We start from the raw sequence: 17,933 nt of genomic DNA on the forward strand, positions 1-17,933 counted from the left end.
ATGTAATGAAATGTAATGAAATGTAATGAAACCCAACCGTTGCGGCGATCGCCCAGTATGGGCAGCACTCTGGACGACGAGCCAAGAGTCACCATGAAATGACGGACTCGGCCTCTTCGTCAGCAACCGGACCGGACATCATCGGGGCCATGGGAAGCGAGTCAACTCGCCGTGTTGTCATGGGCTTAGCAGCGAAGCCAGTGTCTGTTCTTCGGCACCGACTAGTCGCTTGACCGCTCGTAGACCATTTTGTGCGGGATGTCCCATCCGAGGCCGGCGGGCCCTATGTCGTCGGTGAGGCGGTGCAAACTCAGGGTGCGGCTTCGGTTCTTCAAGAACTTCTTGACCTGGTCTTCCCCTTTCCAAGGGAAACCGCTTGGCAATGGGATGCGGCTATACCACGCGTCGAACAGTGCTGTGTGCACCGATTCCGGTGCTTCGTGGTCTGGATGGCGGATCAGTTCTATGGCCACATCGACGTCGCTGACATAGTGCCGGGCCTGATCGAGCATCGAACCGAACAGTACGATTCTGTGCACAGTCCAGATACAGTACGGGTCGGTTTCGACTTGATGGGCGCGTTCGAGCAGTCCGGTCAAGGCGCGATCGGCTGTAGCTCGCCGGATAGGTCTAGCCGCGCTGGCGTTGATTACCGCGAAAGCTTTGATCGTGAGCTTGTACCCGTCCGGTTCCTTCGAACCCGCGAGATCCGTGCGCCCCTCGGCGCGCTCGAGGTATCCGTTGATCAGGAGCTCCTCCAACAGCTGGGCATCGAACTGAGTCTCGGGACGATCCCATGACCCGCGTGGACCCCGCGAGCGGGCGAGGCGCTCACGGAACTCCAACATCGGGATGCCGCCGTAGGTGCTACTCGGGTCGATATTCATTGTTCGACAACACCTTCCCGGTATCGAGCAGATGATCCGACAATTGGCTTCGTACCCGGCTAGGCGCGTAGGCAGTTTGCTTCCTGAGCAGAGGCGGATCTCGTCCGAGAGTACGCGCCGACCAGTTGTGGCAGACGACGGTCTCTAGCCTGGTTCTGCGGTCAGTGACCGGCATCAGGGTTCCCTGCGTGTCCCAGCGAAGCCTGATGAGGCTGCGGTGCCCTAGCTGCCAACCTTGAGGTGGGGATTTGTCGGATGGTGCCCGAAATACGGTCCTGCCTCCACTCAACTGCTAGCTGTGCAATGCCGGTCATAGGGGGTTGCCGAGACGACGAAGTACGGCTGGGGAGCTCGGCGGAGGTCGTTGAGAACCACGCGATCAGCTGGATCAGAGGTGATGACGCTGTCGTCAGGAGGTGCCGAACCATGCCTTGACCCCCTGATGACGGCGTCATCAGGGAAGTGGTATTTTCTGTCGTGAAATGTAACCAAGTGTCGTGAAGAGGCAGTTGAGCGGCAGTCGTGCGCAGAGGTTGGTTCGCTGACCTGGTAGTTTGGCGAGAGAGCCGAGGATTTTCAAGTCCTCCTAGGCCCACTCCCGAACACGACAGTAGGGTGGGAACCATGAAGTTTCTTGTCACGGTAGGCGCCGTGATCGCGGTTCTCATCGGCATCTCGAAGCTCCGCCAGCGCAACGAGGCGGATATGTGGCACGAGGTCACCACCCGCTGACACGGGGCCTTAGCTCAATTGGCAGAGCACTGCCTTTGCAAGGCAGGGGTTAGGGGTTCGATTCCCCTAGGCTCCACTCGATAAAGGCCCATGCCCATAGAAAGCATGGGCCTTTTCTCGTTTCGCGTTTTTTGTGGGGGCGGAGCCCCCACACCCCGCCCGGCGGGGCTTTGCCCCCCGGACCCCCCTCGCAGGTGCGGCTATTCGGACCGTTTCCTGGTTCGTTCACTGCCGTGCTGAACTCATCGAGTGTTCCCCGGGTCGCCGCCGTCCATTTCCCGGCAACGAGGTGACCGTTACCGCGTAACGCCGCCGTTGGCAGGTGCCGACCGCAGGCCTGGAACGGGGTCGGTCGAACAGCGTATTCTCCGCGGTAACCGGGGGGACGGCACGGGTAGCGGGCTACGGTCGGCGTAGTCGTTTCTTCGTTGTCGATGGTGGGGCACATGGGGCTTTCACAACAGCGTGTCGTGGAGATCTTCACCGAGCGCCCGCACGAGAGTCAGCATGGGTCGGGCTATCTCGTGGGCCCCGCGACGGTCCTCACGGCCGGACATGTCGTGAGCGGTGCGGCAGCATCGGTGTTGGTGCGGTTCCCGCACAGCGAGCGGCTGTGGCCGGGGTCGGTCGTGTGGTGTGAGCCAGGAGGATCGGACGGGGAGATCGACGCCGCTCTGATCCAGTTGGCGGGGGATGAGCTGCCGGAGTGGGTGCGTCGGGCGGAGCCGGTTCGGTTCGGACGGTTCATCACCTCAGACGGGGCGGTCGATGCCGAGGCGCATGGATTTCCGGAGATCCCCGGGTTCCACGAACGTTCCGAGGTCGAGCACGTGGTGGGCCGGATCCCCTGCGGCGCAGTGACGGCGGGCCGTCCGCACATTGCCGTTGCGAGCCCGCCGGCCGGAGTGGCCGCCGTGACCGTCTGGCGCGGGATGTCAGGAGCCGCGGTGTGGTCGGGCGGTCTACTCGTCGGTGTCGTCACCAACGACGTGGTGGCCTTTGCGGGCGGGAGAATGACCTTCGAGACGGTCGAACGGCTTTTGGCGCGTGGGGATTTCACCGGTGCGATGGCCGGCGAGCCGGTATTCGCGGCGGCCGTGGAACTGGTGGCCCTTGCACCGCACTGGTTCACCGACACACCGATCTCGCCTGCGCGCATGCTGCGCGCCCAGTCGGGCGTGATTGCCTTCTCCGGTCGTGCTGACGAACTCGGAACGCTGGAGCAGTGGTGTTCGGGCAAGGAAGACAGCATCATGCTGCTGCATGCGCAAGGCGGGCAGGGCAAGACCCGCCTTGCGCTGGAGCTAGTCGACCGCCAGCGGCGGCGCGGTTGGGTAGGTGCTGTGGTCCATGCCGATTTCCACGATATGGCCACGGCACTCGGCCGCGTGGAAGTCGAACGGGCACTGCTGCGTTCACGGGTGGAGCTGCTGATTGTCGTCGACTACGCGGAGGCATGGTGCACCTCCAGCGCGCTGTCCGACGACCCGGTGCGGCGGCTGCTGCGTTTGATCAAGAGCAGGCCCACGGAATCCACTGTCCCGGTGCGGGTTCTGCTCATCGCCCGCTCGCCCGGTGCGTGGTGGACCGATCTGCAGGACAAGCTGCACGGGCTGACAACCCGTGAGATGCGGCTCGGCCCGCTCGCCGACGACCGCGACCCCAGGCCCGCGCTGTATCGAGAAGCGCTCACTGCCTTGGCTTCCGGGCTCACCCAACTGCCCGGCTATGCGGGCAGCGATTGGCCCGCGGTGGCCGCGGGGCTGGCCCCGCCCGCCGCACTGGACGCGGTGCGATACGCCCATGCGCTCACACTCTACGAGCGGGCGCTGGCCGACCTGCTGCAGGCCGGACCACGGCCGGTGCGGGTAAGCCCGTCCGCCTCGACCGAGGACATCCTGTTGAGCCACGAATCGACCTACTGGTCGCGGACCGCCGAGGCGCACCGGCTGGACCTGACCCCGCCCGTGCTGCGCGAGGCCGTTGCGGCGGTCACCCTATTCGGTGCGCGCAGCAACCAGCAGGCCGACAACCTCATTCGGCTGCTTCCCGCAATACGGGAACGGGATTTCGGATACCGCCGCAGGGTCACGGACTGGCTGGCGCATCTGTATCCGGACCCCTCCGGCGCGTGGGGGGTGCTGGAACCAGATCGGCTGGGGGAGTATCTGATCGCCTCGGTGTGGGCCGACGAAAGCACTTTGCTCGCGGCGGTGAAACCGCATCTGCTGGCTCCGAGGTCCCCGGCCGGGGACGAGATGCGACTGGGCGAGGCGCAGATCCACCGGATGCTGATTGTGCTGGACCGGATCACTCGGACCCGGGATCACTGGCGCGGCGCCCTCCGCACCATCCAGTTCCTGCGCGACGCGGGCCGGCTGCTGCCGATCTGGCCGGAGCGCCAGCACCGGGAGTATCTGCGCCTGGGAGCGCACAAGGCCAGGGTGCCGGACGCGGAGGTCGTCCGGATCGGCAATGAGTTCGCCTACGACGACTCGCCTCTGGCGTGGAGCTCCCGCTGGGCGTGGTGGAATGCCCAACGTGCCGCAAGGGTTTTCGCGGTACCCGGGGAACTCCATGTCGCGGTCGTCCAAGTGGGTGGCGGGCCCTGCCTGCTCGCCGTCAACAGCTCGTTTGCCGCGTGCTTCGAGCTCGCGACGGGGCAACAGCGGAAATGGCTGTTCGGGCTCGATTCGGGGGAGACGAGATTCACTGCGGCCTGTTCGGGTGTGTTCGGCGCGCGGCTGCACATCGCGGTCGGGTTGAGCAACCGGTCCGTGTGGGTGTGGCGATGTGACGCGGACGGCAACGGTGAATGGCTCGGGGGCTACGGACAACCGGTCAGCGAGCAACACGGGCTCGGCGTGAAAGCGGTTGCACTGACCGAGGCAGCCGGTGCGTTGCGTGTCATCGGTGCCGACTGGTTCGGTTCTATGGTCGTTCTGGACCCCTATCTCGATCGACGTCTCGCGGTCTTCGATGCGGCCGTACTCACGGGCAGCAATGACATTGCCGTGCTGCACCCGCAGGGGCGGCCGATGTTCGTGACCGCCGACGGTGATGGCCGGATTCGCACCTACGATCTGTTGCGGCTCGAACTGACCGAGACCCACGAATACGGTTACTCCGAGGCGTGCGCGATCGCGCATATACCCTGGTCCGACTTGCGCACCGGCTCGGACGCCGCAAGCTCTGCGACGGTCGTCATCACCGGGCATCTCGATGGGCGGGTGTATCTCTACGACTTGGACACCCGAACTGTCCTGGCCGAGATGGTCGGGCACTCACAGGAAGTCACCGCCGTCTGCGTCGATCGCGTCGACAACCTTCCGATCGCGATCACCACCGGAGCCGAGCGCACCGTGATCATGTGGGATCTGCGAACCGGCGAGCAACTGGGCCGCGCCTATACCGGCCACGCGGATCCGGTGGCCGCGATCACCACCGGCCGGTTCGGCGCCGATCTGGTCGCCATCACCGCGGGCAAGGACTTCACCACCCGGGTCTGGGACATGAGCACTGTGGACCTGCCCGAGGCCGCGCTGGCCGGGCACACCCAGGAGATCACGGCCGTCGCGATCGTGCGCGAGAACAGCACTCATCTGGCCGTCACCGCGAGCCAGGACAAGACGGTGCGGGTGTGGGATCTGGACGTGGGTGGGTGCGCGGGCGCGGAGGGAATGCCGGATCTCTACCGAACCAGGCAGAACACGGTGGCGGTGGCTGCCGCGATGCACCGTGACGACCTCGTCGTGGTGGCGGGTGACGTGGACGGTTCACTGGTCACGCTGAGTCCCGGTGGCGCGCCGGACCAGCGCCCGATCTGGCTAGAGCATGCGATCTCCGCAATGGATTGCCGCGTCTTCGGCGACCGCGTCCTGGCCGTGGGCGCCGATAACTCCGGGATGGTGGTCGGATGGGATCCGCTGCGCGGTATTCCCTTGGGCCCGAAGCTGACCGGTGATCATGGCGCCATCCATCGGGTGCGGCTCGCGGTCTGGCGACGGCGGCCGGTCGCGATCGTCGCGACCCGCGATCGCTGTCGGACCGTCGACCTGACCGAAGGCCGGTTCGACGAGCGCGCCTACGGTGGCGAGTTCCGGCACGAGCATGTCCTCGGTGTGGGCTGGCTCGACCGGGTGCCCTGCGTGATCGTGGCGAACCCGGCACCGGACGAACGGTCCTGCGTTGTGCACGTCCTCGACCTGACCAGCCGCCAACGGGTATGGCCGGACTGCCATTTCCCGGCGATGCTCCGCCGGGCGGACATCGTGGATTCGGGCTCGGGCCCGGCCCTGCTCGCTATCGGCCTGGACGGCCAGATCTGGTTCCGCTCGCCGGACTCGGCACCCTACGCCGGCGCCCCGGTCGGTGCGGTGCGCGCGTCCGGCCTTGGCAGCTCAGTTGTCGCCGCGACCGTCTACCGCGACTCGACGGCACTGCTGATCGGCGGCGTCAAAGGTGAATTGGAGTTGATCGACACGAAAACCGGTACTCCGCTGATCGATGCGGAATCACCCAACCCGGTGGCGGCGACCGTGGCCACCCACCGCGGTGTGCCCGTCGTCCTGGTGGCCTCCGAATCCGGCAAACTGGTATGCCGCGATCTGCATACCGGCACGCGGGTCGGGCCCGCCATTCCCTTGCGCATCAAGGTCTCAGCGCTGCACACGATCACCGAGGCGGATGGAACCGAGTTGGTGGCGGGCCGGGACCTGCTCGGGATCCAGGTGTGGGCAGCGGACACCATGACATCGTTGCCTGCGTGGAATACCACCGAGGAGCGCCCATCCATGGTGGTGCTGCGGCCGGGTGGCGAGGCGATAGTCGTCGAGGCCCGCAGTGACCGGCTGGAGACCGAATACCTCACGCACCGACGACCGTTCGGCCCCGTCATCACCGCGCTGCACGCCGAGCGGGCCCGCCACGGAACGATTTTGGCCGCTCTGCTCTTCCAGGGACGTCCGGTGGCCTTCACCGCGGCAATGCTCGGGGACACCGTGCGTGGGTGGGATCTCACCACGGCCAGGCCCATCGGCCCAGTCCTGGAGATGCCCGCCGTCACCCATCTGATCGCAGGCACCGTCGGGGTCGCCCCGGTGCTTTACGCCATCAACGCCGGCGGGCTGATCGTGGAGTGGTCGGTGGAGGCGTTGCTGCGCCCCCGCCTGCTGCGGTCGGTTCGGGGTACTCCGCCGCCCTTGCGCGTGGTCGACGGAGACGGCTCGGTCACGGCCGTCTGCATGCATCCGGCGCTGGGGCTGGTGGCGGCGTGCGGCAGTGAATTGCGTTTGCAGCCTTTCGATCCGGTGGACCAGAGGTCTGTCTACCTCGACGCCCCGATCCTCGGCCTCACCGTGGCGGATCGGGGCGCGATCGTGGTCACGACCGAGCAGGGCGTCGCGGTATTGGATCTGTCCATACGGCCGTTGTTCGCCTGGCAGCGTAGTGGGGGTAGAGTCCAGCTCCCCTGACCGGGTGCAACAACGCGTGACGCTCACGTCGGTCCGCTCAAATCGCTTGCTGCCGAAGGTGTTTCGCCGAGCAACTGCTCGAGGGTGACGAATCCATCTTGCAGAAACCGCAGCAGTAGTGCTGTCTTGGTCGGCGCGTCGCGGCCAAGCAGGCGGTATTTCTCCCGCACCCGCAGCACATGTGTGTTCACCGTGCCCATGGAGATGAACAGGCTCTTGCCCACGTCCGATTTGGAATCGGCCACCACCCAAGCATTCACCACCTCGACTTCGCGTTTGGTCAAGGCGGGTCGCGGTGCTCGGCAGTTGTCGGGCCGGTCGGTCCGGAAATTGTCCAATACGGCGTTCATCGGTCTTGCCTTCCTGCGTACGACCTTCGCGTGCGATCGGTTCGATGCGAAGGTGTTGCTATTCATGCAAGCTCGTCGCTACCGGGCGGGCACTATCGTGTTGTGGTCGATTCCATCTCGATGAGATCGATCGGTCTCACCCTCCGTAACGGGGGTGTCTCGGTGTTCTGATCAACCCAGCGGTGGGTTTGCCCACGGCGCGGTGGGTTTGTCGACAACGGTGTGGGAAGGCTGACATGACCTCTAACGACCAGACCGCGGAGCGCCAGCTTGTGGAGGCCGCGATCGGCGTCATGCTCGACGATCCGACCACCCTGCTCGACCGCGGTCTACCCATCGAGCGCATCTGTGACCAGGCCCATTGGGGTCGCGCCACCTACTACCGGCGGTATGGAACGAAGGATAAGTTCATCAGCGCCATGTTGGACGGGCTCGTGAGCTCCCCGGTTCGCGACGGCGGCGTCAAGGCGGCCAGCAGAGCGATGCTCGCGGCGCACGATGGTGACGTGTCGCGCGCCGTTCACGCCATGGCAGCGGCGTATTTCGACAGGGCCGACGAACTGGTGGGTACCGAAAGAGCGTTGCTGGCAACGGTTTTTGGGCACGACCGTGGGAAGATCACCCAGCGGCTGCGCGAGACGTACCAGCGGCGCGACGCCATGGCGGTGGAATCATTCGACACCTTCGTCGGCAGCCGCGGCGCGACGCTGCGACAACCCTTCACCGTAAAACGGCTCGCGCTGGTCCTCACGGCACTCATCGACGGCATGCTGCTGCGTCGGCGCATCGATCCGCATGCGGTCTCGGCGCAGATGCTCGCCGACGCTGTGCTGGCGATCGCGAGCTCGGTACTGGACACCGAACAGGAATACGCTCATGTCTACGACAAATTGGGCGAGCTTGCCCCGAATCCCGCTGTCGTGTCGTCCGTTCCGCGTGATCCGAGGGCGGCGATGATCGCTGCTGCTCGGGACGAATTCGGCAAGCGCGGCTACTTCTCGTCCTCGCTGGACATCATCGCCGGGAAGGCCGGTGTACCGGTTTCCATTGCTCGGCAGATCTTTCCGACCAAGGCGCACATTATTGTCGGAGCGTTGCGCACAGAATACGCGAAACTGTCGGAATCGATGAATGATGACCTGATGATCCACGGCGATGACGTCGACCTGGTGGTGCGGAAACACCTGGAGCGGTGCGCACAGCTGGTGGCTCAGGAAATGGTCTTCATGGATTCTATGATGGCCGCCGTCGCCCACGACACGTACAGCGAACCGGACGGAATGCTGGCCATCAAGGAGGAATTGGATTTTCCGGCGCTGTTGGAGCCGGTCGTGCTGCGGGGGCAGCGAAACGGACGCTTCGACAAGAATCTGTGCTCGCGCGATATCGCCGCACTAGTCACCAATACAATGCTGCTCCGGTGCTTCACCCGCAGAGCGACTGCGGCGGAGGACAATGCGGGCTTCGTCAGCACCCTGATACTCGACGGGTTGCGGACGCGCTGACCCCCGCCAGCGCGTCCTCAACCGTGTTACATGGTCGCGGGAACCGTGCCGAGTTTGACCAGCTTCCGGGACAGTTTCCATCGCTTGGTCAGTACCCGGTCGCAGGACGAGACCATTCCCCACCGGCTCGACCAGGATGACATCCAGATGTTTACGCCGGTGCGAGTCGGGTCCAGGGCTTCCAGATCGATGGACAATACGGGGTTCTTCATATTGAGGGAACCCAACCCAGCCCCACGCGACTGAAAATTGAAATGACCTCGGCCGTCGGTCCTGCGCCAGCCGATCCCGCGGAAATGCTGTTCGATCACCTCGGCCGCCGACTGGATCGGTGCGGCCACCAGGATATCGAGTTGTCGCTTGGCCAGAAAGCTAATCACCCACGCCGTGATGACGAGCGCGCCCAGCCATACCAGCACGAAGACCACAGCCGACCCGGCGCTGACCGATCCCGCCGCGAAGAGGCCGCCGACGCCGATCACGACCCAGAGCAGAAAAATCTCCATCTATTCACTCCGTCGCGCTATTTCCAGTAGCCCTCGTGCACCGGGCATACCTGTCCGGAATTCTGGCATTTGCTGCACGTGGTCCAGCTCGTCTGACCTTTTCCGCCGCAGCCCTGACAGTCCTGCAACGGGCGGGAACATTTCTTGCATTTGAGGCCGGCGCCCATGGTGCGTCCTTTCGCGTTGTCGCCGTTGATATTTCACTGATAAAGATATCGAGAACGGTCGATCGCGTCTGTACGCCAAATACACGACAAAGACGAACCAGCCCGTGCGGGCGATGATCAGGATCGGCGCCTATGCCTCGTTCCGTGCACACCACGGTGCCGACGTGGCCAGTGAGCTCGCGGCCATCACCCCCCGAGGTGATCGGCTCGAGCATCCTGAAAAGCATTGCGCAGCTGGGTAAGTGCTACGGGTGATGCCGTATCCGGAAAGCATCCGCTCGGCTCTGGACGATCCGGCGGTGAGCTCGCAGCTCAGCGGCAATTCACCCTGACTATGGAACTCGGCTCCTGTTCGGAGCCGCCGGTAACGCTGAAACCGTTCGGCCACACAGAATTACGCACTGAATCCAGCAAGACCCGCTACGTGCGAGCCGCCGATATCAAACGCTTCGATCTGGATCACCAGCCCTCGTCCGGATCGGGCAGGATCAGCTCGACGAGCATCGGGGCGTCGCCGGTGGGCTCGAGCGCGGTCGGCAAGCGGGATCGGTATCGGTCGATGGCGATGAGCCTGGCGGCGACGGTGTTTCGCGGCCAGGTCTCGGCTTCCTCGCCCGAGGATCCGTCGAGCAGATCCGCCAGACGACCGCGTGCGGTGCTCGCCGAGGCATCGGCGACAAGCAGTAGCTCCTCGCCCCGGATGTGCGCCAACGCGGCAGCGGTAGCATCCGGGTTATCCGGGAGAGCCGCCAGCGTCGCGAGCGCGGCGCGGTGGTGATTCCACGCCTCCACCATGTTCCGGTCGACCTCGACGAGAGCGCGTCCGACCGGGTCGCAACGCAGTGCAGACAGCTCGGTGTCGGCGTCGAACAGACCGAAGTTCACAGTGCGCAAGGAGTTTCCCCGCGCAGGCAGGTCGGCGACCGCCGATCCGGTCGCCACCTGCGCCGCCGTCACCGCGAGCGGAGCACCTGTCCGGTTGTCCGCGCAGTACGCCAGCAGCTGCTGCGCTTCACGACAATACGGATCGACATCCGCGGCCAACGGCGCACTCAGCCGAAACACGTCCGCGTCCTGGTCGTGCACGATCCGCAGCTCGCGATCACGGGCACTCTGCCAGGCCAGAATCCGGGGTGCCAGGACCGTGAGATCGAGGTGACCGTAGGTGATTTCGGGTGACGCCGAACCGGTGCCACTGATCGGCACCTCCCGCACGGCGACCGCGTCGGCCCACCCGGCCAGCATGGCCGCCAGGTCGTCGTCCTCGACCGGAGTGGTCTCGGCCAAACGGTGACGCAGTGCGGTGACAGGCCGACCGAGACCGCTCTGCTCGGCATCGGCCAGCGCCTGTGCTACCGCAGCGGTCACCCGGCTCGTCAGCGTGCCATCGACGCATCGTTCACCAAGCTCCAGCAGCGCGTACTCGGCGTAGGCGAAGGCGTGCTCGGCCTCGGTCCGGTGGCCGAGTGCGTGCTCCGCGACGGCTTCATCCAGTAGCAATGCACCCTTGTGTATCCGGCGCGTGGTCCATCGGCCGATCGCGGTCGTCAATGCCAGACGAGCCCAGGGCGCTCGCAGTCGCGGACAATCGAATGTCCGCACCGCCTCGCCGAGGTCTCGTAGCGAGGCCAACCAGTCCGACAGCATCGGGTCGCCCACCGCGTCGGCCACGGGGTCCGGTCGAGCGGCGGGTTGCACCGCCCAGGCAAGCAGATCGTCCGGTTCGGTCGGGTCGATCTCCGCCACCACTCCAGGGCCGAGCGTCAGCCGTACCGAGGGGACCGGGGCGAGACGTGATGACCACCAACTGATTCCGCCGAACTCGTCCACAATCAGCAGGCCGCCCGCCGGTGGTTCGGGGTGCGCAGTCATGAGCGGCCCTCCAGGTCGTCGATGGCCAAACCATGACGATGCAGGGTGGCATCGGCGTCGATCTGTCGGCGTGCGATTCGGTCGGTTGCGCCATCGTGGTTCTCGCCGAGGTCGCTGATCTGGGTCGATTGTGAAACCGCGAGGAACAGCAGCGCTTCGACCAGTTTGGCCGCCGTGTTCGGGGTTGCGCTCATCGCACGATCGGTGGCCGTGCGCTCCTGCCAGGCCTGCTTGACGGCGGCCCGCAATTCCCCGGTCGTCGCGGCGCGCGGCGCTCCGCCGAGCAGTGCGAGGGCGACGGTCTTCTCCCAGCAGTCCACCTGGGTACCCGGAAGGAATGCGGGGTAGTGCACCAAAAATGTGGTGGCACGGGACAGGATGTCGGTGTCCTCGACGCGGAGGAACTCCCGCGCCGGACGGGCGACGCCGGCAAACGATGCCAGCTGGTCCGTGCTCACGGAGGTCTCGTGTTTGGCGCGGGCCCGTTCCGCCCGCTGTTCGTCCAACCGCGCCGATCTCAGCTCGGTGTAAAGAATCGTGGCATTGTGCAGTGGCCGGCCTTGGCTCGTCCAGCGCAGCATGGTTCGACGCGCCCGCAGGTATGCCGCCGACAGACTGGGATCGGTGCGCAATTTGGCGTCGGCCTCCACTTGCGTGGACAGACGATCGTTGACACGCCGTTCGTCCGCCGCCGACCACAGCAATGGTGATCGAGTGTCGAAATCCGCGAGTGCCGTGATCTGTTCGGCGAACGCGCGGGCGATTTCCGGATCATCTTGGAAGACGGTGATTTTCGACCGCAGCGTCGAAACGTAGTGGGTCATCGCCACTCGGTGGTACGTCTCGTAATGCGCTTCGGGGTCGCTCGTGAACGTGCGCGTCGAGCGCTCGGTATCCACGACGCCACCTGTGTGGCCGGGACCGGGAGTACTGACCATGGCCGCTCGCACCGCGGGCGGCACCGTCAGCGCGTAACACTTCACCTTGTCGCCGAGCTTGTTCGGCAGGCCGCGCGGGCGCTGCTTGTGCGCGACGGCTACGTACTGGGCGCTGAAACGGGCCAGCCCATCGACGTGATCGGCGTACAGGCGCGATACCGCGAGCCAGGCCTCGGGTTCGTCGACGATGGTGTTGACCTGCGCCAGGAACGCGGCGAGTTTCGTGTAGGCAAGCGCAACCCACGGCTTCGTACCGCCGAGGACGCCGGACCAGCCCGTCATCTCGTCGCGGAACTCCTTCCTCGGGGGCTTGGGTGGGGCCGCGCGCTCGATCCAGGCGGCCACGAGTGCGGGACGTGAGATGGCGGCGTTTTTCGGTGGCGGAGCCCACCACCGGGGGGCCACCCAGGTCGGCTTGGGGTACGGCATGGTCGTTCCTCCCGGACAATTCCCTGGAGCGGAGACACTCCCTGCATTGTGTCCAGCACCGTCCCGGACCGCAGCCATTCCGTCGGCCGGTTCAGGAGATTCATCCAAACGAATGACCCGGTGGTGCAACACAGTCGGGCATTCAGCGGACAGACGCCCGGTTGGTTCCTGTGTCATGGTCGATACGGCATCCAGTCAAGCCGTCGTGCGCCGTAGGAATAGGGCAACTGATGGAGAGTAGGTGCCGTGATCGCGGTTCTCATCGGCATCTCGAAGCTGCATCAGCGCAACGACGCGGACATGTGGCACGAGGTCACCACCCCGCTGACACGGGGCCTTAGCTCAATTGGCAGAGCACAGCCTTTGCAATGCGGGGGTTAGGGGTTCGATTCCCCCACACCCGCTGGGGTGCTTTCGGTGTTTCAGCGGGGGGTTGCGGTGGCTTCTAGGCGGGCGAGGGTTTCTGGGGTTGGCCAGTGGCGGGCTTCGTAGCGGCGGGGGGTCATGTTGGGGATGGGGGTTAGGGGGGTTAGTTCGGCTACGGCAGTGAAGGGGGCCTCGAAGAGGGTGGTCATTTTGCCGTTTTGTTCGGTGCAGAAGATTATGCGGTCGGCTTCTGGGAGTAGGTATTCGACGTCTTTGGCCCAGAGGGTGGTGGTGTAGGGGCCGGCGTCGGCGGAGGCGTAGTGGACTGAGCCGGCGAAGGCGGGGGCCAGGGCTTCGTGGTCGGGGTAGGCGAGGTGGCGGTCTACGGCCTCGGTCAGGGCGGCGGATTGGGCGCTGTATTCGGTTATGGCCAAACCACATCGGGCGCGTAGGGCGAGGGCGCGGTGGCGGTGGTCGGGGGACTGGTCGAGGGGGATCACGGTGCCGTGGTCGTCGACCGTGTAGGCCTGGGGGGAGATGGGGCGGACTGCCTCGCGGTATTGCTGCTCGACCTGTTCGAAGAGGGATGTCAGGTCGTCCAGATCGGGGGCGAGGATGAGGGTGTCGACGTCGGGGATGAAGGCGAGGGGGCGGTGGGTGCCGTCGCCGGAGCCGGCGAGCCAGCCGGGGACCATGGGCCAGGAGGTGCAGTAGCCGTCGCCGTTGTCGGCGAAGCGGATCAGGCCCGTTCCCTGGTATCCGGCGGAACCGACCAGGGCGGTGAGGTTTTCGCGCGCCGCGGCGAAGACTTCGTCGGCGTCGACGCCCCAATCCCGCAATGTCGCGGTGGAGACGATCGAGCGGGAGTGGGGTCGGTCTACCGCGACCAACTCGTCGATGAACGGGAACGCGGGGCGGGTGATCGGTCGCATGCCGCCGGTCGGGGAGTTGATGCCGAAGGTGTTGGGGCGCAGGATCGGTCGCAGCATGGCGCGGACTGCGGGCCAGGTGTCCGGCTCGTCGTCATCGGTGACACTGGCGACGAAATTCGCGATTCGTCCGTCCCGTTCGGCGGCCGGGAGCTCCGCGGTCTCCCGAAAGATATTGCTCAGGTACAGGTCCAGGGTGCCGACGACGATCTTGAAGTCGGCGGGGTGGTACTGCGCGTCGTGCTCGCCGACAACGGTCAGTTGGTGCAGGACGAGCGCTGCGAACTGGTCGGCGTCGGTCCCGAGATTCTCCTCCACGCGGCCACCGTAACCGGCGCGACCGACGAGTGCACGGAGTCAGTCTTCGGACAGCGGTCCGTGCCGATCGAGATGCAGGTAGGTGTAGCCGGTCACGATCAGGCAGACGACCGTCGCGGTGATGAGCATGGCCCACCCGGCGACGAGCATACTCAGCAGCCCGCCGAGCAGGGCGCCCAGCGCGAAGCTCAGGTAGAGCAGGAAGTAGCCGAGCCAGTCCGTGTAATCGCCGCCGCTCATGTGGCGCTCGATGCCCTGGGCCAGCTTCACCAAGGTGCCGGTGACGTAGCTCAGTGGCACGGACACCTCGCCGTCTTTCACGAACGAGGTGTTCAGTGCGCCGACACCGAACGCGACGAACAGGATCGGCACGAAGTCGATGGATGCGGTTTCCGGGTTCTGGAATCGCACGATGTCGATGATCGACGCGGTGGCCAGGCTCATCGTGGTCAGCAGGGTCGGCCCGTGTGGATGCCCGGACCAGTAGCGCCTGCGACACCAGGAGGAGACCACCACGCCGCCGACGAACGATGCGAGCAGCCCGGCTGCCGCGCCCGCGGTGTCGTTCTGGTTGTGGAAGTGGCCGAGGATGGCACGCTCGGTGTTGCCGGTCATGAACGTGACGAAGTAGCCGGCGGTATGCATGAATGCGGCCGCGCCGATCAATCCCGCCAAAGCGGCCAGCACCCAGGACAATCTGGCCTCATTGTCGAAAAGTGCCTTTTTGCGTGCTTCGTCCGGTTTCGGCACAGGTCAGGCTCCTTTCGCAGCGGATGTGACCCTCTCAGTGTTACCGCTCGCCGGCGAAACGTGCATGTGCAGCGCCGTGGGTTGCCAGGCGATCACCAACGCCGCGCCGAGTAGTCGTCCAGCCTCAGGTGCGAGTGGGTTGTCGGTATCTCTGCAGTCACCGAGTCGCTCGAAAATGCCGTCTTCCTGGGGCAGCATCGGTGACGCATGATGCCGTCAGTTACCGGAAGTGACCGACCGGCCCAGCCGAGAAGTGATCGTGCGCGCGTCGGCGAGCAGGTAGGCAGTTGTGACGGGTAGCACGAAAGGAGCTACGGCACTGGGCAACAAATTCGGTGGCAGTGGACGCGACCGCCGAGTGGGTCGACGCGCCCGAGCCCCGGCAGCGGGTTGAGCGGCTGTATCGGCAGACCAGCCCGCAGCGGCTGCCCGCATTGCCGCGTGACGGACAGCCGGGCGGACCGCGGCGCCGGTTACCGTGCAGGAGTGGACTCCGTGCTCGATTTCCTGCTGACCGAACCCATACCGGCGACCCCGCTCGACGATGTCGCCGCGGCCTGGACGCGACATCGAGTGGCCGCGAACCGATTCGACAAGCCGGTCGATGTCGCCCTGGCCGCCGGATTCGGCGCCGACCGGCTCGGTTACGCGTTCCTGTCCGGATACCAGGAGGCGTTGCGCGCGCTGATTCCCGATCTGTCGCCCGACGAGCTGGTTGCGTTGTGTGCGACCGAGGCGGGTGGCGGGCATCCGTCGGCGATCGAGACCACGCTGACCGAAGAGCTGGGCAGCGCCCGGCTCAACGGCACCAAAACCTTTGCCACGCTGGGCATGCTGGCGCACCGGCTGGTGGTGCTCGCCAGTGTCGGCGTGGACGAGGACGGCCGGAATCGGTTGCGCGCCACCATGGTCGACGTGCGCGAGGCCGGGGTGCACGTGACGAATCTGCCGACGACCCCGTTCGCGCCGGAGATCCCGCACGCCATGGTGACGCTGACAGATGTTGCGGCAGTGGTGTTACCGGGCGACGGCTACCTGGACTACCTCAAGCCGTTCCGCACGATCGAGGACGTGCACGTGCTCGCGGCGGCGCTCGGCTGGCTGGTTCGGGTGGCGCGTGCGTCGGGCTGGTCGCAGTCGGTGCTGCAGCAGCTGCTCACCGCGGTGGCTGCGGTGCGTGGGCTCGACATCGATGCTCCGAGTTCGCCGGGCGTCCATGTCGCGCTGGGTGGCGCGTTCGACTACGTCGGCCGGTTGCTGGCGGAGCTGGATTCCCTGTGGGCGTCCGTGGATTCGGTGACCAGGCAACGGTGGGAGCGGGACCGTCCGCTGCTCGCGATCGCCGGGCGGGTGCGCGAGCAGCGACTGGCTACGGCCTGGCGATCGGTGCGACCCGGCACCGATCCGGCGGTCTGACCTGCTCCAGAAATGGGGAGCGGGCCTCGGCGAAGGGGGGGAGTTAGCCGAGGCCCGCGTAAGGTCGGCCCGGGGGGGAGGGGCCGACTTGAATGATCCTACGCGATGATCCGCGATTGTGTGCGCGTGGGGAGGGCCACTTTTCGAAGATTTTTTGGGTGGGCTTACTTTCTGCTAGATCGGGGTCGTTTCGGGTACTCCGGCCACCCCTGTGGGCCACTGTTCGATGGTGGCCTGGTGTTTGCCAAAACCACTGTTACGCAGGCTGATACCTAGTATTTGACAGATTTGGCCGAGGCTATCGGGAGTGCTCGAAAACATGCCGACCGGTCGCTGTGTGGCGAGGATCGCTGTCGGATATGTGCGGTTCACCTCGGCGGGCGGAAAAAGGCGCCGCGTGTCGTCTTCGCGGGCGGGTCCGCGGTGCCGAAATCTGTCGTACCCCGGTGCGAACATGTGTTCGTGTTCAGCAGGGGTGAGACGAGTCACATCGGCCGAGCGACCAAGGCGCTCGGCCGCTTTCGCGTCGGCGCGCCCCGGCGCGAGTACCGAGCGGCCGGGAATCGGGTAGCCCGCTACCCGCGACCGGCCCGGTGCCGCACGGGAGTATCGAACCGGTCGCACTTCGATCCGGCACCCCCGAGCACCGCCTGGATCGAGGTGCGACCTTTTGTCTGTCGCGCGGCGGAAAGCCGAGGCCGAATTTGGGGCTGGGCAGCCATCCAAAAACTCTGTACTTTGTAGAGAGAAAGCTTCGCCGCACGCCAGCACAGAAGGAATCGAGCGAATGCGCATCAACGCCTGCACCCTGTCCCTGACCGTGGCCGACATCGCCGCCACGCAACGGTTCCTCGTCGATCACTTCGGTTACACCGAGGCAATCGCGGCCGACGGCTTCGTGTCGCTGACCCATCCGGAAGCGCCGCTTGGCATCGCGGTGCATGAGCTCGGCCTAGCGGTGCTACCCGAGGAACAACGGCACGTGCCCTCGCAAGGTGTCGCGATCGCCTTCACCGTCGATGACGCCGCGCGCGAGGAGGCGCGACTACGGGACGCGGGGGTGCCCATCACGTTGCCGCTGATCGAACAACCCTGGGGCGAGAAGCTGTTCCAGGTGACCGACCCCAATGGGGTCATCGTGCAGGTTCTGGAATGGACGACGCCCGGTGTCGTCGAGCCGGTGTCTTTCCCATGATCGAAATACCGCACAAATCGGATGAAATTGTCGGTGGGTGGCGCAATACTGACTCGAGTATCGGAAATTGGTCCCGATCCAGCGAAGTCGGGCAAATAC

At 65.4% G+C, this 17,933-nt stretch carries 12 protein-coding genes and 1 tRNA gene; 6 read left to right on the forward strand and 7 right to left on the reverse strand.

Annotation, left to right across the window (positions count from 1 at the left end; genetic code table 11):
- Positions 1–221: 221 nt before the first annotated feature.
- Entirely contained in the window at positions 222–887 is a 666-nt protein-coding gene (locus ACIBK2_RS41975; protein ID WP_396976131.1) for a hypothetical protein, read from the reverse strand.
- Positions 888–1,511: 624 nt separating this feature from the next.
- On the opposite strand from ACIBK2_RS41975, the gene ACIBK2_RS41980 reads away from it, so the two are divergent.
- The 3 genes from ACIBK2_RS41980 (at position 1,512) to ACIBK2_RS41990 (ending at position 7,093) form a co-directional block, all read left to right on the forward strand.
- The gene (locus ACIBK2_RS41980; RefSeq protein ID WP_357380124.1) at positions 1,512–1,619 is read left to right on the forward strand and encodes a DLW-39 family protein; all 108 of its coding nucleotides are present in this window, start codon (positions 1,512–1,514) and stop codon (positions 1,617–1,619) included.
- A 3-nt stretch (positions 1,620–1,622) separates the two neighbouring features.
- Positions 1,623–1,695, forward strand: a tRNA-Ala gene (locus ACIBK2_RS41985).
- A 370-nt stretch (positions 1,696–2,065) separates the two neighbouring features.
- Complete coding sequence (locus tag ACIBK2_RS41990) at positions 2,066–7,093, forward strand: hypothetical protein (RefSeq protein WP_396976133.1); 5,028 nt, start codon at positions 2,066–2,068, stop codon at positions 7,091–7,093.
- 23 nt (positions 7,094–7,116) lie between these two features.
- Here the strand turns inward: ACIBK2_RS41990 and ACIBK2_RS41995 are convergent, their stop codons facing one another.
- On the reverse strand, positions 7,117–7,443 hold the full coding sequence (locus ACIBK2_RS41995) for a LuxR C-terminal-related transcriptional regulator (RefSeq protein WP_396976135.1): 327 nt from the start codon (positions 7,441–7,443) through the stop codon (positions 7,117–7,119).
- A gap of 236 nt (positions 7,444–7,679) precedes the next feature.
- Here ACIBK2_RS41995 and ACIBK2_RS42000 point away from each other — a divergent pair, with 236 nt between their 5' ends.
- Positions 7,680–8,948: a TetR family transcriptional regulator gene (locus ACIBK2_RS42000; RefSeq protein WP_396976137.1), complete on the forward strand. Its 1,269-nt coding sequence runs from the start codon at positions 7,680–7,682 to the stop codon at positions 8,946–8,948.
- Between the two features lie 26 nt (positions 8,949–8,974).
- Here the strand turns inward: ACIBK2_RS42000 and ACIBK2_RS42005 are convergent, their stop codons facing one another.
- The 5 genes from ACIBK2_RS42005 to ACIBK2_RS42025 form a co-directional block, all read right to left on the reverse strand.
- Positions 8,975–9,430: a hypothetical protein gene (locus ACIBK2_RS42005; protein ID WP_396976139.1), complete on the reverse strand. Its 456-nt coding sequence runs from the start codon at positions 9,428–9,430 to the stop codon at positions 8,975–8,977.
- Between the two features lie 650 nt (positions 9,431–10,080).
- Entirely contained in the window at positions 10,081–11,493 is a 1,413-nt protein-coding gene (locus ACIBK2_RS42010) for a hypothetical protein (protein ID WP_396976141.1), read from the reverse strand.
- Complete coding sequence (locus ACIBK2_RS42015; RefSeq protein ID WP_396976143.1) at positions 11,490–12,860, reverse strand: hypothetical protein; 1,371 nt, start codon at positions 12,858–12,860, stop codon at positions 11,490–11,492. The genes ACIBK2_RS42010 and ACIBK2_RS42015 overlap by 4 nt, the downstream gene beginning before the upstream one ends.
- A 422-nt stretch (positions 12,861–13,282) precedes the next feature.
- Positions 13,283–14,473, reverse strand: coding sequence for a hypothetical protein (locus tag ACIBK2_RS42020; RefSeq protein ID WP_396976145.1), 1,191 nt, complete (start codon positions 14,471–14,473; stop codon positions 13,283–13,285).
- Positions 14,474–14,512: 39 nt separating this feature from the next.
- Positions 14,513–15,223: a YoaK family protein gene (locus tag ACIBK2_RS42025; protein ID WP_396976147.1), complete on the reverse strand. Its 711-nt coding sequence runs from the start codon at positions 15,221–15,223 to the stop codon at positions 14,513–14,515.
- Positions 15,224–15,709: 486 nt separating this feature from the next.
- Here ACIBK2_RS42025 and ACIBK2_RS42030 point away from each other — a divergent pair, with 486 nt between their 5' ends.
- The gene (locus tag ACIBK2_RS42030) at positions 15,710–16,639 is read left to right on the forward strand and encodes an acyl-CoA dehydrogenase (protein WP_396976149.1); all 930 of its coding nucleotides are present in this window, start codon (positions 15,710–15,712) and stop codon (positions 16,637–16,639) included.
- A gap of 787 nt (positions 16,640–17,426) precedes the next feature.
- The gene (locus tag ACIBK2_RS42035; RefSeq protein WP_396976151.1) at positions 17,427–17,834 is read left to right on the forward strand and encodes a VOC family protein; all 408 of its coding nucleotides are present in this window, start codon (positions 17,427–17,429) and stop codon (positions 17,832–17,834) included.
- The last annotated feature ends 99 nt before the right edge of the window (positions 17,835–17,933 follow it).

Origin of the sequence: Nocardia sp. NPDC050175 (assembly GCF_044459885.1) — a bacterium.
Taxonomy (GTDB): Bacteria; Actinomycetota; Actinomycetes; order Mycobacteriales; family Mycobacteriaceae; genus Nocardia.